General features: G+C 36.1%; 24 protein-coding genes and 1 other annotated feature. All 24 genes read right to left on the reverse strand.

Annotated features, from left to right (window positions below):
* Positions 1-103: 103 nt before the first annotated feature.
* The 24 genes from mnmA to HN643_00435 all read right to left on the reverse strand — a co-directional run bounded on the left by mnmA (position 104) and on the right by HN643_00435 (position 22800).
* Positions 104-1195 (reverse strand): tRNA 2-thiouridine(34) synthase MnmA, encoded by a 1092-nt coding sequence (gene mnmA / locus HN643_00320; GenBank protein MBT7500101.1) that lies wholly within the window; start codon positions 1193-1195, stop codon positions 104-106.
* A 50-nt stretch (positions 1196-1245) separates the two neighbouring features.
* On the reverse strand, positions 1246-1611 hold the full coding sequence (locus HN643_00325; protein MBT7500102.1) for a hypothetical protein: 366 nt from the start codon (positions 1609-1611) through the stop codon (positions 1246-1248).
* Between the two features lie 119 nt (positions 1612-1730).
* Complete coding sequence (locus tag HN643_00330) at positions 1731-2945, reverse strand: D-alanyl-D-alanine carboxypeptidase (protein MBT7500103.1); 1215 nt, start codon at positions 2943-2945, stop codon at positions 1731-1733.
* Positions 2946-2984: 39 nt separating this feature from the next.
* The gene (locus HN643_00335; GenBank protein ID MBT7500104.1) at positions 2985-3458 is read right to left on the reverse strand and encodes a prepilin-type N-terminal cleavage/methylation domain-containing protein; all 474 of its coding nucleotides are present in this window, start codon (positions 3456-3458) and stop codon (positions 2985-2987) included.
* A gap of 15 nt (positions 3459-3473) precedes the next feature.
* Complete coding sequence (locus HN643_00340) at positions 3474-3947, reverse strand: prepilin-type N-terminal cleavage/methylation domain-containing protein (protein ID MBT7500105.1); 474 nt, start codon at positions 3945-3947, stop codon at positions 3474-3476.
* An 11-nt stretch (positions 3948-3958) separates the two neighbouring features.
* The gene (locus tag HN643_00345) at positions 3959-4414 is read right to left on the reverse strand and encodes a type II secretion system protein (protein ID MBT7500106.1); all 456 of its coding nucleotides are present in this window, start codon (positions 4412-4414) and stop codon (positions 3959-3961) included.
* Positions 4415-4472: 58 nt separating this feature from the next.
* The gene (locus HN643_00350) at positions 4473-5678 is read right to left on the reverse strand and encodes a type II secretion system F family protein (GenBank protein MBT7500107.1); all 1206 of its coding nucleotides are present in this window, start codon (positions 5676-5678) and stop codon (positions 4473-4475) included.
* 117 nt (positions 5679-5795) lie between these two features.
* Entirely contained in the window at positions 5796-7556 is a 1761-nt protein-coding gene (locus tag HN643_00355; protein MBT7500108.1) for a type II/IV secretion system protein, read from the reverse strand.
* Between the two features lie 36 nt (positions 7557-7592).
* The gene (locus HN643_00360) at positions 7593-7991 is read right to left on the reverse strand and encodes a hypothetical protein (protein ID MBT7500109.1); all 399 of its coding nucleotides are present in this window, start codon (positions 7989-7991) and stop codon (positions 7593-7595) included.
* On the reverse strand, positions 7966-8715 hold the full coding sequence (gene pilO / locus HN643_00365; protein ID MBT7500110.1) for a type 4a pilus biogenesis protein PilO: 750 nt from the start codon (positions 8713-8715) through the stop codon (positions 7966-7968). Before pilO ends, HN643_00360 begins: the two co-directional genes overlap by 26 nt.
* Positions 8716-8718: 3 nt before the next feature.
* Positions 8719-9834 (reverse strand): PilN domain-containing protein, encoded by a 1116-nt coding sequence (locus HN643_00370; protein MBT7500111.1) that lies wholly within the window; start codon positions 9832-9834, stop codon positions 8719-8721.
* A 27-nt stretch (positions 9835-9861) separates the two neighbouring features.
* Positions 9862-10239 (reverse strand): four helix bundle protein, encoded by a 378-nt coding sequence (locus tag HN643_00375; protein MBT7500112.1) that lies wholly within the window; start codon positions 10237-10239, stop codon positions 9862-9864.
* A gap of 42 nt (positions 10240-10281) precedes the next feature.
* A complete protein-coding gene (pilM, locus tag HN643_00380) occupies positions 10282-11385 on the reverse strand; it encodes a type IV pilus assembly protein PilM (GenBank protein ID MBT7500113.1) in 1104 nt (367 codons plus the stop codon).
* Positions 11386-11533: 148 nt separating this feature from the next.
* Positions 11534-13078 (reverse strand): hypothetical protein, encoded by a 1545-nt coding sequence (locus HN643_00385; protein MBT7500114.1) that lies wholly within the window; start codon positions 13076-13078, stop codon positions 11534-11536.
* 70 nt (positions 13079-13148) lie between these two features.
* Complete coding sequence (locus HN643_00390) at positions 13149-13361, reverse strand: hypothetical protein (GenBank protein MBT7500115.1); 213 nt, start codon at positions 13359-13361, stop codon at positions 13149-13151.
* Positions 13358-13573, reverse strand: a complete 216-nt coding sequence (locus HN643_00395; protein MBT7500116.1) for a hypothetical protein — start codon at positions 13571-13573, stop codon at positions 13358-13360. Before HN643_00395 ends, HN643_00390 begins: the two co-directional genes overlap by 4 nt.
* Before the next feature lie 9 nt (positions 13574-13582).
* Positions 13583-13852, reverse strand: coding sequence for a hypothetical protein (locus tag HN643_00400; protein MBT7500117.1), 270 nt, complete (start codon positions 13850-13852; stop codon positions 13583-13585).
* 127 nt (positions 13853-13979) lie between these two features.
* Positions 13980-14378 (reverse strand): ribonuclease HI family protein, encoded by a 399-nt coding sequence (locus HN643_00405; protein ID MBT7500118.1) that lies wholly within the window; start codon positions 14376-14378, stop codon positions 13980-13982.
* Positions 14379-14427: 49 nt separating this feature from the next.
* Complete coding sequence (recJ, locus tag HN643_00410; GenBank protein ID MBT7500119.1) at positions 14428-16155, reverse strand: single-stranded-DNA-specific exonuclease RecJ; 1728 nt, start codon at positions 16153-16155, stop codon at positions 14428-14430.
* 163 nt (positions 16156-16318) lie between these two features.
* Entirely contained in the window at positions 16319-17074 is a 756-nt protein-coding gene (locus HN643_00415; protein MBT7500120.1) for a hypothetical protein, read from the reverse strand.
* Positions 16568-16627, forward strand: a sequence feature (possible 16S ribosomal RNA but 16S or 23S rRNA prediction is too short). It overlaps the preceding gene by 60 nt.
* Before the next feature lie 331 nt (positions 17075-17405).
* Entirely contained in the window at positions 17406-19235 is a 1830-nt protein-coding gene (gene lepA / locus HN643_00420) for an elongation factor 4 (GenBank protein ID MBT7500121.1), read from the reverse strand.
* A gap of 97 nt (positions 19236-19332) precedes the next feature.
* On the reverse strand, positions 19333-20484 hold the full coding sequence (locus HN643_00425; GenBank protein MBT7500122.1) for a type II toxin-antitoxin system Phd/YefM family antitoxin: 1152 nt from the start codon (positions 20482-20484) through the stop codon (positions 19333-19335).
* A 234-nt stretch (positions 20485-20718) separates the two neighbouring features.
* Positions 20719-22350, reverse strand: a complete 1632-nt coding sequence (gene murJ, locus HN643_00430) for a murein biosynthesis integral membrane protein MurJ (GenBank protein MBT7500123.1) — start codon at positions 22348-22350, stop codon at positions 20719-20721.
* A gap of 48 nt (positions 22351-22398) precedes the next feature.
* The gene (locus HN643_00435; protein MBT7500124.1) at positions 22399-22800 is read right to left on the reverse strand and encodes a GxxExxY protein; all 402 of its coding nucleotides are present in this window, start codon (positions 22798-22800) and stop codon (positions 22399-22401) included.
* Between the last annotated feature and the right edge of the window lie 41 nt (positions 22801-22841).

Below are 22841 nucleotides of genomic sequence, written 5' to 3' on the forward strand. Positions count from 1 at the left end.
AATATAGTTACCGGCGACCGTATACTACATTGTGTGCGGTCTTTCTTTTAAAATAAAAAACAAAGAACTTGTCAAGCTCTTTGTTGTGATTTATGTAATTTTGCTACTCAATAACACCGCCACCTAAGCACTCCTCGCCTTTATAAAAAACACAATACTGTCCGGAAGTGATGGCGCGCTGAGGTTTTGTGAATTCAACCCGATATTTGCCTTGCGACAATTCATGAATTGTCGCTACGACAAAATCGCTTCGATAACGAATTTTACATTTACATTTTAATGGTAATTTTGGTTGCTCACCAGAAATCCAATTAACCGACCTCACAATCAATTCTTTTGAATCCAAGTCCTTTTCATCTTTACTTACCCAAAGGATGTTTTTCTTTTTATCTAATTGAACAACATACCAAGGACCGCCGGCAAGACCAATCCCCTTCCGTTGGCCAATTGTATACAAAGGCAGTCCTTCGTGTTGGCCAAGAACATCTTCAGAACCAACGTCAACAATATTTCCCTTTTCAAATTTTATATACCTTTTTAAAAATTCGCCAACCTTGCCGTCTGCAACAAAACAAATCTCTTGTGATTCTTTTTTACTAGCCGTTGATAAACCATATTTTTTTGCCAACTTGCGAACATTTGGTTTAGTGTAATCTCCCAATGGGAACAAAGTATGTTTTAAATGTTTTTGCTGGATTTGATGAAGGAAATATGACTGGTCTTTGTTTTTGTCGCGACCCGCGCGTAACAATGCGCGCGGTGGTAGAGACAATTCATGAATTGTCTCTACCCGGGCATAATGCCCGGTCGCGACAAAATCAACTCCCATTGGTTTCAATTTCTTCCACAATTCCTCAAATTTAATATATTGGTTGCAACGCACACATGGATTTGGAGTATGACCACATTCATATTCATTAACAAAGTCATCTACAATCTTTTTCTTAAACGGAACTTTCATATCAATTACATAAAACGGAACTCCAAGTTTATTACAAACTTGTCTCGCATCCTCTGATGACTCCAACGAACAACAAATATTTTCTCTAATTTTACCTTTAATATTCTCGCTCCAAAATTTCATAAAAACACCAATGACCTCATGGCCCTGTTCTTTTAATAATGCTGCAGCAACTGATGAATCAACACCGCCGGACATGCCTACTGCTACTCGTTGTTTAATTTCATTCTTCATAACCATATTATAACAAAAAAGACGCTAATTGCGTCTTTCTTTATATCACACTATCCTGCTTTTTTCAAGGTCACCATCACATCTGGTAAATACTTATTATCTTTTTCATCAACAATCTCAATTTTATTATTTTTCATAAGCTCGTTCCACATAAGATCTGACATCACTTGCTTAGTATCTTTTATATCCGTTTTTAGATCTTCTACATCATTATACTCACTAGCACACTCATGGCGAACAGCAGTTTCAATTTCTTTTTTCTTGGTTTTCAGTTCTGCAATTTCTTCCATTAACTCCTGATATTGCTTACGGTTTTCAAAGGCGTCCTTGATAACCATGGTTAATTCTCTCTTTTTTCCTTTAGCTTCTTGGATTTCATTGTATAAATCCTGAATACGCTGTTGACCATCTTCCATACATTAGGTAAATGTTAAAAATTAAAGTAAATACAAATTCAAGTATAACAAAAATTCCCCTACTTAACAATTGTGTATAAAAAAATAGCTACTACAGCTATTTTTTAATTTTAATCTATCTATAAATATTTTTTTAGCAAGTTATACACTTCCTCATAATTCATCCGAATCTTGGCGCCCATCACCAAGGCAATTAATTCCGTGGTAGATCCTTTCGCCTGCATGACAAGATTATAACCAGCCTCATCAGTCCAGCCAGTCTTAGAACCCGTAATATATAAATCTCGATCTAAAATCTTTATGCAAGTATTTTTCACCCAGTAAACTACATCTTTGTTTATCGGTTCAACTTTGTACCACTTTGTGGTTGTAGACTTGAGAATATCAATATTCTTGAATGCTCTTTTCGAAATTGCGGCCATCTCAAAAGCGGTAGAAATATTATTTTCATTTAATCCAGTGGGTTCAACAAAGTTAGTTTTCGTTAATCCAAATCCTCTTACTTTTTCATTCATCTTCTGAACAAACTCATCCAGTGTCAATCCAGTGGCTCGAACGAGAACGTGAGTAGTATTGTTTTTTGAACCGACCAAGGTCGCGTAAAATATATCTTTTACTGTAATCTGATCCCCTTCTTTTGCCCAGAGAGTAGCTCCGCCTACATAGTCTGACTTCTGCATAGTCATAACCTTGTCCCAACCAGGATTGTGGTCAAGAAAAACTAAAGCGGAAACTAATTTTGTCATGCTAGCAATCGGTCGCACATCATTCATGTTCTTTTGAAAAATGATACTACCGGAATCTTTATCAACCACGATTGCGGACTGCGCAGTTAAAGCGCTCGAATCATTTTCCAAAACAGCCACTTTCGCATATGGGAAAATTGTTTTGGCTCGAATTAATTTATTTTCATAATCAATCTTTGAAGGAAGCTCTCGCCACTTTTGTTGATGATTATCATAAAAATAAATCGCCTTATCTAGGTCATTATCACTTTCATAAGTCATCGCAATCAGCTGGGCACGTTCCATAAACCCCGGTTTATCTTTTCGAATATCAAAAGTATAAAACCCAGAAACTGCTTTCTTCTTTTCAGGTAAATCATTAAAATTATCATTCTTGGAAATTTTAACTAATAGTTTACCCTGATGAAAATTTGGGAAAATTGGAACCCAAAGCTGTTTATCAACACTTTGAACTGTATACCCTCTTTCCAGTGTCGACTGATCAAAATCAACAATAACAGTGTCTAATGTTTTAGCATCAGCTGCCTGGTAAATTGCAAAGCAAAACACAATAATTGAGAGTAAAACTACCCAACGCTTAATATCCATACTTTATTTAATCGTGAATTCTAAACTTTAATGTCTCCTCTACTTTTTACTAATGCCGTCTGGTGTCACCTTGTAACAACCACCTTCATTATACTGACCTGAACCCTTTTCTAAATTAAACAAAATTTCATAATCATTTTCTTCCAGTTTCACAAGAGTATAATTACAGCCCTTACTCAAACAAGCATCTGGTGTAGCACAACTAACATTTTTTACTTTTGGATCGTTAATTGATTTTAATTCTGGCAAAACTTTGATTAATTCAGAATTCTCAACATTTGCGCACATACTAACAAATGACAAAGGACAGTATGATCTTTGAAAACTTCCAGTCTCATTTTTCACTACTGCCAATGCGCTATGCACAGCCTGCATATCACTAACTCGCTTAGAATCTCTTAATTCTTTTTCTTTTGCACTTAAAACCAAAACTAATCCAGATAAGAGTATCCCTACAATAACTAATACTATCAAAATTTCAACCAAAGTAAAGCCTTTGCTTTTTGTAAACATAGTTATTCTGTTATGTTATTTCTTTATAATCCCTTTGTCTGTCAAAAAGTAACAACCAGGTTCTTTGAATTGGCCAGCCCCAGTTTCCAGATAAAAGTAAACTGCAAATTCATCATCATTAATTCCTCTAATAGTATAATCACAAGGCTTAGTACAATCACTTTGACAACTTGCCACACCTAGCGGGTCTTTCATGTTTGCCACGGTTGTTAAATACTCTCCTAAATTTCCACCTACACACTGATGAACAAAAGCTCCACCATAATCCTGGGCCTCATTTGGACAACCCAAATCTGCTCCAAATCCGCCATATTCATTATTAACAAGTTGCAAGGAAGTCTGAAGAGCATCCATATCACTAAGACGTTTGGTATCACGAGCTTTTTCTCTAATATCACCAAGAGAAACAACTGCCAAAGATGAGAGTAACCCAATAATAGCAATAACGACTAATAGTTCAATCAAAGTAAACCCTTTAATTCTTTTCATAAATTTATTTATTAGTTTTTAAATACACCTTTTTCTGTTTGAATATAACATCCTGGTTCATCATACTGTCCAGCTCCATTTTCTAAATAGAATAGCACTGCCCAATCATAATCATCGACTTCAATAGGTGTGTAATCACACGCTTTATTACAAGTCGCAACAGTACAAACAGTATCACCCAAAGGATCTTTTAAAGTTGCAACTCCTGGTAAAAATTCCTCTAAAGTTCCGCCCGTACAAGTATGCATAGCATCCCCTGGATCACAATCAGCAACACCTTCAAACCCATATTCTTCTTGAACTAAGGCCATGGCTGTTTGTACAGCAGATAAATCACTAAGACGTTTAGTATCACGAGCTTTTTCTCTAATGTTACCAAGAGAAACAACTGCTAGCGATGATAATAACCCAATAATGGCTATTACCACCAAAAGTTCAATTAAAGTAAAACCTTTGACTCTTTTCATACTTTTTTTAAAGTTATTTATAATTTAGGTACTTTTGTTTAACTACTTATATATATTATCACATATTTGTTGAAATTTCATACATTGGGAGTACTATCGCTGTAATCATTAAACCAACTGCGACGCCCAAGACTACCATTATAAATGGCTCCATCAGAGACATCATATTTGAAATGAGATTATTAACTTCACGAGTATAAAAATCGCTGACTTTTTCTAGGACATCTTCAATCTTTCCGGTAGCCTCTCCTGTATCCAACATTTGAGGTAACATTTTAGGGACTAATTTATTGTTTTCAAAAATTTCGCCAAAACCTCCGCCACTCTCTATATTTTCTCGTGTCTTATCAATCAAATCAGAATAAACAACATTACCAACCATAGCAGAACTAATTTCCAGACCACTGACAACATCAACCCCACCAAGCATTAAAGTTCGCAGTCCAAGAGAAAATCGAATAACAGAAATATAATTAAACAACTTACCAAAGATTGGCAATCGCAACTTTATATTGTCAATATGTTTTCGACCAACAACACTTTTAGAATAAAAATATACAAGTATTATAATAACAATAATTATCAAAAACACCAACCACCAAAAATTAACCATAAAATCACTTGTCCCTTTCAAAATTCTTGTCGCCAAAGGAAGTTGGGCGCCAGTTTGGGACAACATATCCGTCAATTTAGGAATAACAAAGACCATCATTAAAACGCCAATGGCAAACAAACTACCAACCACAAAGGCTGGATAAATTAATGCGCCCTTGATTTTACTACGTAAATCATAATCCTTTTCTAATTGATCGGCTAAATATAAAAGCACTTCTTGTAAACGACCTGACACTTCTCCAGACTTGATAATATTAACAAAAAAATTATCAAAAACTTTTGGATGATTAGCCAATGCTTCAGAAAACTTTACTCCGCCTTCCACCTCAGTTGCCACTTCAACAATTGATTTTTTTAGTTTTTTATTCTTGGTTTGATTAACAACATCTTTCAGCGATTCAACCACAGGCACGCCAGCAGAAATTAAAATTGACAATTGTCGTGAGAAAATTACTAAATCTTTTGCCTTAACACCACCCAACATTAATTCCAAATTTGCTAAACCAGTTTTTTTTTCTTCAACAAATAAAACCATGAAGCCTCTTTCTTCCAAAATGTCCACAGCCAAACTTTCAGACTCAGCTTCAACTAATCCTTCAAATATATCTTCTTCTTGTTTTTTTCGTGCTCGATAACTGAATATTGGCATAAACTATCACATATCATAGATCACATACCACGTATCAATCACCAAGTCATGTGCTACGTGTTATGTGCTACATATTATGTGTTACGTGTTATGTGCTACGTGTTATGTGCTACGTGTTTACTCTTGCTCTTCAACTTCTTTGCTAACCCTAAAGACCTCCTCCAAAGCTGTACTGCCTTGTAGCGCTTTTATAATTCCGTCTTGTAATAAACTGACTACCCCAATCTCAGCCAACTCCTTCAGGACTTCGGCTTTTGGAAAATTATTAGCAATTAGAGAGCGCATTTTTTCATTAATAGGTAAAACCTCTGAAAAAACAACTCTTCCACTGTAACCAGAATTCTTACACGCTGGACAACCCTTACCCTTATATCCAGACAATTCTCCTTCTAAATTAATATCTTTTGGCAATAGACGACGAGGTAATTTAGCCAACTCTTTGCGTATTTTATTTGCCGTTTCTTCAGGTAAAGGTGTTTTTTCCTTGCATTTAGAACAGATTCGCCGACCCAGTCTCTGAGCAATTACTAAATTTAAAGTTGAGGCTAATAAAAATGGTTCTACTTTCATATCAACCAAACGAGGAACTGAACCAATAGAATCATTAGTATGTAAAGTCGAAAACAATAAATGACCTGTCAGAGCAGCGTGTACTGACATTTCCGCAGTTTCACTATCTCTAATTTCACCAACCATGATAATATCGGGGTCTTGCCTCATCAAAGAACGTAAACCAGACGCAAAAGTAAATTTCACTTCAGGACGAACTTGCGCTTGATTAATTCCTGGAACATTATACTCAATAGGATCTTCTAACGTTGTAATATTCACTCCTTCTTTGTTCAAAATACTTAAAAGTGAAAACAAAGTAGTTGATTTACCAGATCCAGTCGGCCCAGTAACTAAAACCATGCCAAAAGTTTGCTTTAGTGCTTTGTGAATTATTTCAATTATATTATCACTAAAGCCAAGCTGTTCTAGCGACAGGGCCTTGCTAGAAACATCCAATAACCTCATTGTCACTTTTTCTTTGCCTGACAAAGGCATAACTGAAACACGTAAATCAAATTCATGTTTACCAGATTTATACTTAAATCGCCCATCTTGAGGAACACGAGTTTCGTCAATTTTCAAATTAGACAACACTTTGATACGAGAAATAATTGAATCATGAACATGTGCAGGAACAGTTAAAACTGTAGTTAATATTCCATCAATGCGATAGCGAACACGGGAAGATTTTTCAAACGGCTCAATATGTATATCTGAAGCCCTACTTTCTACAGCATGCTTAACAATCATTGATACAATCTGAGCAACTGGGGCTCTTTTAATGACTTCCTCAATATTATCAGTTGACAGATCATCTTCGTCTTTTTTTTCTTCGCGCTCTTTTTCAACCTGATCAACTGCGCTGGCCACATCTTCTCCAAACACATTATAATTTTGAAACTTCTCCTGCCAGGCATGAAGAGAGCAAACATAGTATTCCACAGTATAACCTTTACTGGAGGCCCAAAAATCCAAGGCTTCTCGAGCATCATAATCTTCTGGTTTAGCTAAAGCTAATTTTAATTTTGTTCCATGTTTAGAAAAACATAAGACGAAATGTTGCTCTGCTAAATTACGAGGTAAAACATCATTCACTTCCGCTGTAAGTTTTTCAAGTATTAAATTAACATATGGGTGGTTATAAAACTCTGCCTCTGCCTGAGCTAAAACTTCTGCATCCACAAACCCACCCTTAACTAAAATTTCGCGCAAATCTTTGTCATTTGCGCTTTTTAGAACATTCTCAACTTCCTGTTCCTGAATTTCCCTAATTGCCTTTTTCCCAACCAGGAAGTGTAATAAATTTTTTTGGTTTTCCCTTAACATTAGAAAATTAAATTGTATTCAAAACTATTCTTATGATTATTCAACAACAGGTACTTCAGGCATTAAATCTTCTGTCTCTACTAACTCTGTTATAGTCCCTTCTTCCAATATCTCGATCACTATCTCAGAAGTTGGATCAAAAGGATTACTGATTTCTTTTTCAATTGAATCAATTTGCAATGGCCAATCACCATTTTTTTGTAAATTGATAAACTCCTCGTTGGTCAATAATTCTTCCTTGATTGCAGTAAACTCCTTTTCAATCTTACTGCTATTGCTACCAATACTAATCCCATCATTTGATATATCAATTTGCTGTTCTGCTGGTTGAAAATACAAAAATTCAGCCAACCCTAAAAATATTATAAGTAATAATATTATTATAGTTAAAATAATAACTGAAGGAATCTTACTCTTCTTCTTGTGTAATTGCATAACCTTCGCCAAAATAATATGTATTCATGGAAATATTGTAGGTATTGCCTTCTGGTGAATAAACAATTGACCTAATATCCAGCAATCTCAAATTATTTTCTACATCATTTAAAAAGTTTTTTAGGGTAAAATAATCACCTCCAGACAAGCTAAGGTTAATAACCAATTTATGCAACTCAACTTTGTCCTTCTTCCTTTTTTCTTCGCCAGTTGATTGTTCAGCCGCAATATCAACCGTCGACAAAAACAAATTATGTTTATAAGCTAAAGCTTCTAATTGCACAAAAACACTAGGCAAATCTCTTTCGTCCGGCAAAACCTGCAAGATCTTTTTTGATGAATCTTCTAAATCCTCATAACTAACCTTGATAGATTTTAATTGGTTTAATTCCTGTTCCTTGATATCCAAGGTTTGCTGTTTTTTTTCAATTAGACCTTGCCACTCTACGATATTAACTTTATATAACCAATACCCACCATAAGACACCGCCAATAATACAATAATCACAACCAATAAAAAAATTAGACGATATAACCGAATAAAACTTTCTGCAAAATTAATAAATCCATTTTTCTTTTTTACACCATCAGAAATTAAAGTTGGCCCTGCCTTGCGCTTGACCATGGAGCCCGGAACTTGTCTCTTCAGTTTAATATTATCCGGTTGATTGGACTTAACCTTGCCGGATTTATTAGGATTGTTCTGCTTTTTTTGTTCAAACATAAATTATTTCAATAATGCATCTTGTTTTAGCTTGAGTGTAATACTAAAGTCAATTGGGGAAACCGGCGCTACTTCCACTGCTTCCACCGCCTCAATTTCATCACTTAATTCCAGGTCTAAAAAAGTTAAATCTTCCACGACTTCTTCAGGTGCTTGACTAGCAGAATTAATTTCTACAGAATCGACAAAATCTGATTCCTTGAACGTCAAAAGCTGTTCTGCCACATTGTTATAAGTTTTGGCTTTAGCACTTAGCACTATATTACCATTACTTTGAGCAACAAAATTTGTATAATATACATCTTTAACAGTATGGTGTTCCAATTTATCCAAAAACTGCGTCCAATAAATATGATTATTCAGGAGAATCTGCAAAACCTGGGCTCTATCCTTTAGCGAAATTGCTTGTATTTTTTCTAGACTATGAGAATTAATTTCTGCTTCAGTTTGATTTATAGTCTGACCTAATTCAGCGTACTGTTTTAATAAATTTGTTTTCTGAATTTTAATAAAAATATAACCACCAACAAAAATCATTGAGAATATAAAAACGACAACCAATAAATTTCGTACTCTTAACCAAAACTGTCTACGTACCAACAATACATAATCCTCTTCCATTAAATTCACTTCAGGTTGTGGTCCTTGCTCTTGCCAATTTTTTTTGCCAAACTGATCTGCTAGCGGAGGAGGACTTACAACTTCTTCAAGCTGATCAGCAGTTTCCCGAATAATCTTTTTTCCTTTTCCATTCAACCGATTAAGTATCTTTGGAATATGCATTAAAAAAGTTGATTCGTCTCGTTTTACTGGCGCAGGTGGTGGAGCAAGAGGTGCAACTGGCTTCTCAATCTTTGGTGGGGCGGGTGGTTTTAAGGGCTGCGGAGATTTTTTTTTAACCATTCGAAAAATTCCTTTTTTTTGTTCGGGCTTAGCGTTTTCTAGACCAATCTCAATACCAACCTCCTGTTTTTTAACAGGTTGTTTATCACCCAAGGCATTTGTCTTTTCTTCTGGCAAATGCATCTTGAACTTAGGATCACCCATGGCTTGTTTAACTTTTTCCTTTTCCTGATCTTCTTTGTCCCGCAGGTCTTCTGGAAGTAAACTGATAGACATAAATTATACTGTTAAATTGCTATATTGTTATATTGCTAATTTTTCGTTTGTATACTTAATTAAATGATTTATTTCTCGAGGCATTTTTTCTAATGCACTTTTAATATACTTATATTGCTCTTCTAAAATTAATTTCCTATAATACGCTTTTTCCAGCCAATCCTGTGACTCCTTTAACGAACCGAAACTATATCGGTAATATTTTATTTTATCTTTCTTCGTATATCTACCAAACCCTTCTGCAATATTTGCTGACATTGAATCAATTGCTCTTGCCCACTGAAGGCCAACCGTGTTTTTAGCAAAGTATTCCCATTCAAATATAATTTTCCAAACATAGTTTGATATTTCAAGCGCACTACCATAGGCACTGATATCATTCAAGTCTAAATATTTTTTCTCCATGTTTTCTAAACAATTTAACAGTTTGACAATTTATCAATTTAGTTATTCAATATCGCGCATAGCTAATCCAAGCGCAGTTGCTAAACGTGGACCAACCTCTTCTAAAACTGGTTTCAATTCCTCAGGATAAATTACTCTGGCCCAAGGATTACCAATAAAAGTCCTTACACCAACCTTGTCAGTGAAATACTGTGGTAAATTAAATAAATTTGCTGTACCACCTGACAATACGATTCTTTCTATTTTTTTATCCTTATTATCTGGCTGTTCTAAATAAAAATTTATTGTATACTCAATTTCATCTACAATTGCCTGGACCGGTCGCTGAATTAGTTCTGGTAAAGTTTCACCTTCACCCAAAACTTCAGTATTACCTGCTAAATCCCTTTTGAACTGTTCGCCTTGTTCAATACTAACGTTTAAGGTTTCTGTTATTCTTTTTGTAATTCCTAAACCACCAACACTCACACTCCGATTGAGCAATGGGATCGAATTTTCAATAACTGAAATATCAGTATTAACAGCTCCAATATCAACTAAAATCACAGTTGATTTGTCCTTGCCGACCAAAGAACGGGCCAAAGCAAAAGCTTCAGTCTCCAAACTGATTAGGTCCAATCCAGCTTTTTTAAAAATTTCAATATACTTTTGTACCACTTCTTTCGCTGCTCCAGTTAACAAAACTTGTAGATTTTTTATAGTTTCTCCTTTATTTTCTTTTAGAGCCTTGTCGTCACCAATCACCTTCCAATCCAAAATCATTTCTTCCAATGGTAAAGGTAAAACTTTTTTTGCCTCCCACTCCACAGCAGCCGTAACTTTCTTAGGTGAACTTAAATCCTTTTTGCTAATCTCACTAAGAGAAATAATTGAACTAAAAACTGCTGGAGCAGGCAAAGCCGTAACTGCCCGTTTTGTCAAAACTTTACTTTTCTTCAAAACCTGTTTAATTAACTCAGCTGTTTTGTCTGTGTCATCAATCAACTTAGCACTGCCTCCCTTGAGTGAGCGCTCCAAAAAGCCATAAGTCACTAACTGTGCTCGTCCATTGTTATTGGTTAATTCAACCATCTTTATGCTACTGCCTCCAATGTCTACGCCTAAATAATTAGTGTCCATTGGTGACTCTTTGGAAAATAAGCCCATATAATTCTAAATTCGAATCTCCGAATTCGAAACCAGCAACTTCAAAATGGTTTCGAATTGTGACATTCGGTATTCATATTTATTTTTCTTGTACTAATTATAACATTTTTTAACATTTTAATAAAATCTTTATCCACTTTTCAATCGGCTATTTTACCCAAAACGGTAAAGCCTTAGCAATCTGTGTGAATCCCGGTGGCGGATTACTAATGACCCTGCCCTGATAAATAACTTTTTCAGCTGGAGCTTGCGACTGCAAATTGCTGTGTCGCCGTTCAAAATTAAATTTTTTAGCCACCATCAAGCCCTGAACTTTAAGAGGCCAATCCTGCGCGGACTCCCCTTTGCTCCCAGTATAAATTTCACCTTCAGTAAAATAATTACCAACCATCTTTTTCACATTAGAGTCAATGTAAATATTTCCGCCAGTCCCATCCGCTTTTTTCAGTACAATATAACCCACTGAAGCTAAATTTTTTAGTTCAGCCATGGCTGACGATTGATAATACTGATTGCTCTTAATATGTAAATCCCCACGCACAACAATAGTTCCCGCTCCGCTCTTATCTCCTATTCCATTTTTATAATATTTATAATACAAAACTAAATCGTCTTTTGCATAATAGACTTTACCTCCCAACAAATAAGGCACCTGTGAACTATTACTAATATTCATTACCTCTCCATATTGTCCAGCCAACAAACCTTTGATATCCAATGGTCCCAATTCGCTTTGATAATTACTTTCCTGATCTGGCAAATTCAAAGCTCCAATCCGATCACTAACCCACCCTGAATCACTACAAACATCTGAATCTTCACATAAAGAAGAAAAATGCACGATACTACCATCACTTTGCAACATATAAGTTGCATTAAATTTGTCCTCTGGTGTAATGCCTTGTTGCAAACTACCCAAGCCTTCCTGCGCATAAATATCACCACCAACAGTTTCCACATACGGTGGGTGAACACTTACGGCTGCTTGATGAGGTTGAAAACTAAGCCACCCAAAGCCAGTATTATTACCATTTTCACCCCAAGCCCAGCCAACTAAAGAATTATCAGAATAATCAATCCCCGTTCCATAGTCGTAACAACTTTCGCAATTCTCACATTTTTGACTACTACAATTTTGACAATTTTGACAAATAGCGCCCAGTCCCTGCCCCTCATCATCTTTATCAGCAAAACAAATTTCACAAGTTTCGCGACTTTCGTCTTTAAATACAGCGCAATTTTGGCAAGCGTGTTTTTGGCCTGGCAAATCATCAATTTGCTCACCTTGTAAGTTAAACCAACCCTGATCCTGCAAATTAATCCAATTCCCCCAGCCAGATATCAATCCATGCTCTGATATTCGAGCAAATGGCTCTCCCCCTACTGGAGTTTCATTTAAACTTGAATCTAAGCAACTCTTGCCAAAACAAACCCAACCATCATTTTCTGACCAGGCCCAGCCGAACAGTTCACCAGTTTGTTTATCAAAATCTAAACCATAATCTGATTGCAAGCATTTATTATTGATCCCCTCGTTAAAACAATTCAAAGACAACCAGCCAATATTCTCTGACCAGGCATAACCACTAATTTTGTGATTTCTATTTGCAACTACATCCGAATTATTCACAGCCAAAAAAGCAAGAAAACAACAAAACAATAAAACAAAACTAATTGTTATTTTTTTTCTCATAACTAAATTAATTATACCACAAAAATTGTATTTCTAATAAAAAATCAGACTAATAGTAGCCTGATATGTTTTAATCAAAGATTTCTTTTTCTTCATGACAATGTAGAGCAACAATTCCACAGGTCATTAACAACAGCCCTCCAACAATCATTGGAAAAACTTCTGACACTCCAGCCAAAAATGGTAAAACACTGACAACCTCCTTCCAAAACACTGAACTGATCAGCAAAGATAGCCCCAATATTGTAAACAAAATTACAAAAATCTTTTCTTTGCGTTTCATTGATAATCTTTTGGAACTTCTGGCCAATCCCACACCCCAAGCATTGCGCCAAGGACAATAGAACTACAAAGGATCAAAGCCCCACTAAAAAAAACCTCCTGCTCTCCTAAATGACCGAATAAGGGGAGTACTACCATAATAGCTCCAGTAAGAGCTCCTATAATAGCCAATGCCTGAAAAACGACCAAGGCTGCCATTTTTAACTTTTCCATCTCCCACCTCTAAGTATAATCACGCGGATCAAAATGTGACTCATCCTCACCTTTCTTAAGTTCAGGAAAAACATTAATAATCACCAAAGTTCCCGCAGAAGCAACAAAGAAAGAGAGAATTAACGTTCCACCATAAGCAAACTCAGACAAACCAAGAACCGTACTAAAAGGCTTTTCCCAAAGCCCCCAACTTCCCAAGATCATGAATATAGCGATTGCCATCCAAAACCAAGCCGCGACCCAGACAATTCCCAAGCCAACGAACAATAGCTTTTTCATTTTTCCCTCCTGTTATTCAAAGAACGAATTATATAATATTAACTTAAAATTTATTATTAATCAAGGTTTGTTTAATAATAAAAACCTTTTAGCTTTCGGATCAAGCCCGGAAAGACAAAATGTTTTTTTATTTTTTATCAAGAGCTTGATTTACTAAAGCATCAGCTTCCTTATTTTGTTCACGATAAACATGTCTATATGTAACTTTTTGAAAGTGACCTTGCATGTTATAAATTTTCAAAAACTGCTGTGCAAGTTCTTGGTTTTTTACCTTATATTCACCTTTCAATTGTTTAACAACTAATTCGCTATCCAAATTAAATTCTAACTCCGTACCACCAAGCTCTTTAGCTTTCTCCATGGCAAAAACCACAGCCTTGTATTCAGCTTGATTATTAGTGGCCTCACCAATACACTTTCCCTCACTAAACACAATCTCACCTTTTTCATTTTTGATAACATAACCAGTCGCTGAAGGCCCAGGATTACCACGAGCGCCACCGTCACAGTTAATTTTTAAAAACATATGAGAGTTAATTGATTAATTAGTTAATTATAAAACTAAATCAGATTTACTATTTATCACTTATTTTTAAATCTTGAACTTTGAATTCAAATTCGCGACGACCATTCCACTCATTAATTCCCAATTCGCAAACCACATCTATTGTAGCACCTACCTTCAACTTCTCAAACCATTCTTTAGCCTTGCCAAACCAGAGCATTTTGTAAATTATTGGGGTGTGTTGCTTTACTGACATACGTAAATGAGTCTTTAGTTTTCCGATTCGATCTGCGCTGACAATTTGCAAATTATTAATTTTAAATAATGGGCGATCATTCCCTTCCCCAAATGGAGACAGTTCCACGATCTGTTTTAATAACTCAAAGCTAATTTCTGATATTTCAATTTCTCTATCAATCCACAAGCTCGGGCTCAGATCAATTTCTGAAAGTTTCTTTTCCACTATGCTATAGTACGTCTTTTGAAATTTCTCACGGATCGGGATTTCAGCAAGCGTAAACCCACAAGCCCCGGCATGACCTCCATAGCGAGCAAAAAAAGATTCCACACTCCTCAAACTCTGAATCATATCAAAGCCGTCTATACTTCGTCCTGAGCCGATTATTTTGTTACCAGAAACCGTCATTGCCAAAACTGGGCGGTAAAATTCATCACTCAGACGACCGGCAATTAAACCGATAATACCAGGCAACCAATCTTCACTAAAAGCAAATATAACTTTTTGGTCCTCAATAGCCGTGACTTGCCCTTTAGCTTCGGCTAAAGATTTTTCTATTATACGTTGACGGTTTACATTATTTTCCTGAAGTTCACTGGCAATTTTATCAGCGTCTGCCTGATCTTCAGTCACTAGTAACTCATAAGCCAATTTAGCATGGTTCAATCTTCCCGCGGCATTGAGTCTTGGTGCAATTTGAAATCCAATAGTAAATGAATCTATGTTTTTGGGTTTAATTAAATCTAACAGACTTTTCAATCCTGGCCATTTAGTTTGAGCTAATACAATCAATCCCCACTTCACTAAGATACGATTTTCATTAACCAGAGGAGCCACATCTGCTACTGTCCCAATTGCCACAATATCTAATATCCACTTTTGGTATCCCTCAACACCGCCATATTTTTGAAACTCTGAAGCCGGTATTTTTGATTCATCGCTCAAAATTGCTTGAACTACTTTATACGCCACTCCAGCTCCAGCCAACTCCCTAAACGGATAACCACTATCTGCAACTTTAGGATCCAAAATTGCATAGGCGTCCGGTATAATTTCTGGTGGTTCATGATGATCTGTAATTATCACATCTACCCCTTTTTCATTTAGAAGTGCCACTTCATCAACATTTGTTATACCACAATCAACTGTGATAAATAATTGCACACCCTGAACAATAAAGTTGTTCACATTGTTAACATTTATACCGTAACCATCCTTTTCTCTATGAGGAATAAAGGTTTCTACGTCCGCACCCAACAACTTAAAAGTTCTATATAGAATGGCAGAGCTCGTTACTCCATCCGCATCATAATCACCGTGAATAAGGATTTTTTCTTTCTTTTCAATAGCCTGCAAGATTCGCTCAACTGCCTTCTCCATGTCCTTGAACTTAAAGGGATCATGCATGCTCCCGTAAGCAGGTTCAAAAAATAAGTCAACATCTGATTGACTTTGTATTCCCCTGTTATATAATAGTTGTATGATTACTGGATGAAGGTCAGCAAATTTCAATTTAAATTCAGAACTTGCCTCTTTTCTCAGTTTCCATTTTTTACTCATAACTACATTTTACAATGAATAAACAAAAAATACAAAAAACCGTTTGGACAATTGTTGTTGTAATCATGATTTTTTCTATGGTCATGTGGACAATGGGCTTTATTTTTTATTAATATATTTAAAATAATAAAGAGCCGTGTTTTACGAAACACGGCTCTTTTGATTAAATACCTAAACCCAACCTGCGAGACAAAAGCCCCTGCATTCCCATTTGGTTCAGTCCCTTGATAGTCGATTCAATATCATAGGATACACGATGGTAACGCACAACGATCTTTCGTTGATAAAAATCAATTGTCACATAACAGGCGCGAGGATCCCTATCCCGTGGCTGACCAACTGAACCCACATTAATAATGTGCTTTTGCACGGCTGACAGTTTATACGGCTCATGAGGATAACTCAACCGCACTGGAGAGTTTGAACCTGTCCAAATTGTAGGCTGATGTGTATGCCCTACACATGCAAATCGTGTTTGCATAAACTGCATCTGGCCACGAGCTTCTTGTGGATAGCGAATATAATCCCAGCCTTCAGGCTCGTGAATACAGCCATGGCTGATGATTAAATTGATCGTCTCAAAAAACATTTGATACGGCAACTGACCGAGGTATGCCAAATCATCCTTACTTAACTTTTCCAAATTTTTCATCATGGCCAAGACAGCGATATGATTGTGGTCTACCACCTCTTGTCCTGCAGCTACTTTTACAACACCATCATCATGATTTCCTCTCACCACGATATTGGCATTAGCCTGAATCCACTGCACACACTCCTGCGGATCTGGTCCATAACCCACAATGTCACCAAGGCAATAAATAGCATCTGGGCTTTGATTTGGAAGATGCTTGCCTACAGCCTGAAGAGCTGGCCAATTACTATGAACATCGCTCAAAATAGCAATTCGAATTCCCATGACTTTACCTCTGTTTTATATGAACTACAATTCGTAACAATATAGCAAATTTACACAAATCTGTCAATACCATATTGACATAATAACCAAAATTAGCTACAATGCAGTGTCTGGTACTTGAAGATTACTTTCAAGTGGCGCGGCCAAAAGTCTTAGGACGATCAACCAGAGATGGAGGATCTTAGCGTCTAGAGTCCTTCCGGATTATGTGACCACAGCGGCACTTGTCCTAATCAAGATAAAGGCTAATAAACAAGCCCCCGCTAGGGTATAGCCAGCAACCAAAAAGACCGAAGTTAAAACTTAACTTCGGTCTTTTATATAGAAAATATTAACGTTTCATCACCGACAAAAAGGCCTCCGGCGGAATATTAACTTTACCTTTACCAAACTCCATCATTCTCTTTTTGCCTTTTTTCTGTTTGGTTAAAAGTTTCTGTCTTCTCGAATAATCACCACCATATAAATTCGCAGTTACATCTTTACGTAGCGCTGAAATTCGTTCTGCTGCAATTATTTTCCCACCCAGAGCTGCTTGTAGTTTAACTACAAACTGGTGGCGAGGAATTGATTCCCGTAAACTTTTAACGATTTTCTTTCCAGTTTGGAAAGCTGCATCTTTATAAACAATTGTACCAAAAGCGTCAACTATTTCTTCAGCAACCAAAACATCCATTTTTACCAACTCAGCAGATTTATATTTATCAATTTCATAATTCATTGACCCATAACCAGAACTAACAGTTTTTAATTTATCATAAAAATCTACAATCAACATTGCCAGAGGGATTCTATAATGAAGAATAACTCGCGTTTCATCTATAAATTCTGTAGTTAAGTATTCACCACGCGAGTCTTGAACTAAGGTCATTACATTTCCCATATAATCTTTCGGACAAATAATATCAACTTTCATAATCGGTTCTTGCATATGATCAATTACTGTTGGATCAGGAAATTCATTTGGGTTTTTTATTAAATATTCTGTCTCAGATAATATTTGTTCACGTTTAATCATCTTTGGAAACTTGGATCCTGGCTTTAAAATAACTTTGTAAGCTACGCTAGGAACAGTCACAACTAAATCTAAATCAAATTCGCGCCTCAACCTTTCTTGAAAAATTTCTAAATGAAGCATTCCCAAAAATCCACACCGGAAACCGAAACCAAGGACTGGCGAACTTTCTGGCTCATAAACCAAGGCTGCGTCATTTAATTTCAATTTACCTATTGCTTCTCGAAGTTCATTATACTCGTTACCTTCAGAACAAAAAATACCCGCGTAAACCATGGGTTTTACTTCCTTGTAACCAGCAAGAATTTCAAACTTACCTCGGTCTTCAGATCTAGAAATAGTATCACCAACTCGACATTTTTCAATTTCTTTCAAGCCAGTAACTATATAACCAATTTCACCGGTATTTAATTTATCTTTGGGAACTAAACCTGGCTTCAATATGCCACAATCCAAAACTTCACCCAGAGCATCAGTTCCAACCATGAAAATTTTGTCACCTTTTTTTACTTCTCCATCAAAAACTCTAACATAAGCTACTACACCTTTATATTCATCATAAAAAGAGTCAAAGGTTAAAGCTCTCAAAGGTTTATCTGCCTCACCTTTTGGGGCTGGGACTTTTTCAATCACTAACTCCAAAATTTTTTCAACGCCTTCTCCAGTTTTCGCACTACAAGTCAAAACTTCATCTGCTCGACAACCAACAAGATTAACTATTTCCTGGGTAACACGTTTTACGTCAGCTGCAGGTAAATCAATCTTATTTAAAACTGGAATAATTTCTAAATCTTGTTCAATTGCTAGATATAAATTTGCTAAAGTTTGAGCCTGAACACCTTGCGCAGCATCAACCAAAAGAATTGCTCCTTCCACAGCAGCTAAAGACCTAGAAACTTCATAGTTGAAATCCACATGTCCAGGAGTATCAATTAAATTCAAAACATGACCCTGATACTCCATTTGAGCAGGCTGAAGTTTAATAGTGATTCCTCTTTCTTGCTCAAGTTCCATAGTGTCCAAAATCTGGTCCTTCATGTTTCGTTTATCGACCGTTCCAGTCACTTCCAAAAAGCGGTCAGCCAGAGTAGACTTACCATGATCAATGTGGGCAATTATACAAAAATTTCGGGTTTTTTCTAACATAGTAATGGTATAATAGATCATTTTCAATAAAAAATCAAGATGAATGTTTCACAAAAAAAACAGGCGTAAATGGATACGCCTGTTGATAATTCAATGTCTAATCTTGAGAATCAATATCTTCCATCACAACAACAGAAGAATAAATCTCATTAAACTCTTCTCTACTTAACTTCCGACCCAATTCCAACTGTTTTTTTCTCACTGACAATTTAAATGCTTTATACTTTTTTACTCCGAAAGCTTGTCGTAAATAATCATCAGCAGTTTGACCACCCAGCATCAGGAATGTATCAAGCACATCGTCTTTTTCCACTATGTCAGAAACAGGACCACCAACGGAAATAATTCCGCCATCTTCTTTTTTTGCCATTTTTTCAAGCCACTCAGGATCTTGATTCATCTGAAGACCATCTGACTTAGCTTCTTCTGGAAAACATTCAGCCATGGCGCATGGGTAATTCATGCCTGATTCATCTTCTTTTATAATCGATGCCCAATCCTCCTCGGTGAGTGGCTCTGGGCGTACCCAATCCTCAGGTGGCACAATCTGAGCAATCGGTTTATCATACCGACTAATCACGTATCTTGCGCCATTTTCAATCACATTCCTAATGATCTCAAACAAATGTTTGTGGGCATAAGTAGCTGTGACGGTTCTGAGCTCCGGCAGTGAGACTTCAGCTGAATCATGACGAGTGACAAACTCATCCAGCTCCGCTTGAAGCAAAGATTTCTTGAATTTTTCCATAAACTCAGGGTTTTCATCAACATTTCTGAGAAATGACTCTACCTCAGCGGGATTACTCGAGCCCACCCCCTCCTCATAAACAAAATCCAGATCATCAACTCGCAGTGAATACAAATCCGGAGAGCAATTTCTGAAGAGTGAGTAGAGGCGAACATAATCAAAAAAAATCCTGGCCCCCACATAAACATACAATGGAGCTCCATCATTATCATTGATAATGAATGCGGAACAGTCTGCACCAATATTAAAGAAAACCTCAAATCCGTCAGTTGTCCAATCAAGAGCTCCAAGTGGAGAACCAAGTAACCGCCTACGACTGAACGCATCAAGGGCGGAGATATACTTCGGATTTACAACAAAGCCAAGACGACGCTCGCCATCAATAACATCAACGAAAAGCCCTTGGCCAAGATCTTCAATAATTTTAGCCTTAATTTGAACTCGAGTCTCATGAATATTAACTTCACTCAACTGCAACGTTACGAACTTTTGTTCTGGCATGAAGTCCTCCGTAAAAGATGAACACTTTAATTGTTCACTTGGGATATAGAAAGCAATTTAAACACGAATTTAATTTAATGAACATCAATATAATTTATCATCTCAGATAGTATTTGTCAATATATAAAAAAAAAGCAATTACTGCTAATTTTAGAATAAAAATAATTAATCCCTTCTTTCTCAATTTTAACTGTCTTAAACAGGTTCTTTCTAAAACCTGCCATAAAATTCACCTTAACTCAAATCTCCAATCCCCTCTTTTTCAATTTTAACTGTTTTGAACAGTTTCTTTTTCAAACCTGCCATAAAATTCATTAACTCTTCAGACTTAACAAGATAACCAACAATAACAAAAACCAACAAACCAACCAAACCAGCGATTAAGCCCTGAGAAAATACTCCCCAAAATCTTTGCATATCCACGAGCGAACCTACCCAGGTTTTCATGGATTGAGCAGCTACGCCCATTAAAAGCGAAGCAAAAGAAATTTTAGCTAATGACTTGATTATACCATCATGAAATATGTCTTTAATTTTATGACCAGCAAAAGCAGTTAAAATCACCAAATTCACGATTGAACTGATTGAGAAACCAAGGGCCAAGCCAAGTACTCCCATTTCTTGCATTAACCACCAACTCAACCCAACATTCACCACCAAACTGACAAAAGCTGCCCAAAAGGGTAAAACTGTGTTGTGACGGGCATAAAACACTCTAGCTAATAGTGGCAACAATGCTTGCGCAAATAAGCTTAGACTGAATAAACCCAAAGAGTTGGCCGTTAAAATTGTATCTTGCCAATCAAATTTTCCTGAACCCAAAACAACACGCACAATTTGCACTCGAAGAATTATTAATAATATAGAAAATGGGACTACAAAAAATAAAATTTGTTTAAATGTTGATTGAAAAGTTTCATTGAACTCTTTTTTGTTATTAGAACTAAAAGATTTGGACAAAACGGGAAAGGCGGCAATGGCAAAAGAAACTCCAAACAAACCTATTGGCAAACTTTGTAAATTGCTAGCTAAATTAAAAACAGTTAAACTCCCGGCAGCTAAAGTAGATGCAAAAATTGTAAATACAATTAAGTTCACCTGGGTACTAGCTAAACCTAAAATACGTGGACCCATCATTCTAATTATTTTTAAAAAATTTGAATCTTTGAACCTTATAATCGGTCGATAAACAAACCCTAGACGAAAAACGGTTGGAATTTGAATTAACAAATGCAAAACGGCCCCAATGATTACACCGATCGCCAATCCATAAATACCAAAATCCTCCACTAAAAACAAGGCTCCAAAAATTATTCCTAAATTATACATTACTGGGGCTAAAGAAAAAACAATAAAACGTTTGAACGATTGCAAAACACCACCAAACACGCCACTTAATCCTAATAAAATTGGGCTAAAAAACATTAGTCGTGTTAGCCCAATGGTTAATTGTAATTTCTCACCACTAAAACCTGGGGTTATGATTGGAACCAACCAAGGACTGAACACAGCCAGAATCAAACAAGCCCCAAACAAGAATAGAGCCAGAATATTTAGAATATTATTTACCAAATCCCAAGCAACTTGATTTACTTTATAGCTGACTTTTTCTTCATCTTTAATTAAACCAATAAAAATCGGAATAAATCCTGCAGATAAAGCGCCCAAAACAATTAAATTATAAACTAAATCTGGAACTCGAAAAGCTGCATAATACACGTCCAATTCATTACCTGCACCAAACTGACCTGCCAAAATACGATCTCTAACTAAACCTAAAATTCTAGATAACAAACCAGCCGCGGCGATCACTACAGCGGCTGAGGCGATTGAACTGAATTTAGTTGATAAGAGTTTTCGTAACATGAAAATATTAATACGTGATGTACTGATTTATACTGATATACATGACTGTTACTTTATGTTAATAACACGACGAACTTTAACGCCCTTGCTTGAAAAAAGAATAATTAATCCTAACTGCATCTTGGACATCTTAAGGTATTCATTAATTTGTAGAAAATCACTTCGACCGATATGTGGTCCAACTTTTAATTCAACAACTACTTTTTCCTCAACTATAAAATCAAATCTTCTCTTTATATCTACAATATTCTCATATTTTAATGTAACTGTAACTTGTTCTCTATACGTTCTTCCCCTTCTGAAAAGTTCTGCGCCTAAGGCTTTTTGATATGTTTTTTCCGGATGCCCAACACCAATTTTATTTTGTACATCATATGCTGCACCAATAATATCATGGCTCAATTCTGAATACACATATTTTTCATCAACATTTACATTATTTATGGCCATAAATTTATATCAGGATATCATGTAAAAATCACGTAAATCAT

The sequence above is a fragment of the Candidatus Falkowbacteria bacterium genome, from assembly GCA_018674305.1.
GTDB lineage: Bacteria > Patescibacteriota > Patescibacteriia > UBA11705 > JABHMO01 > JABMRF01.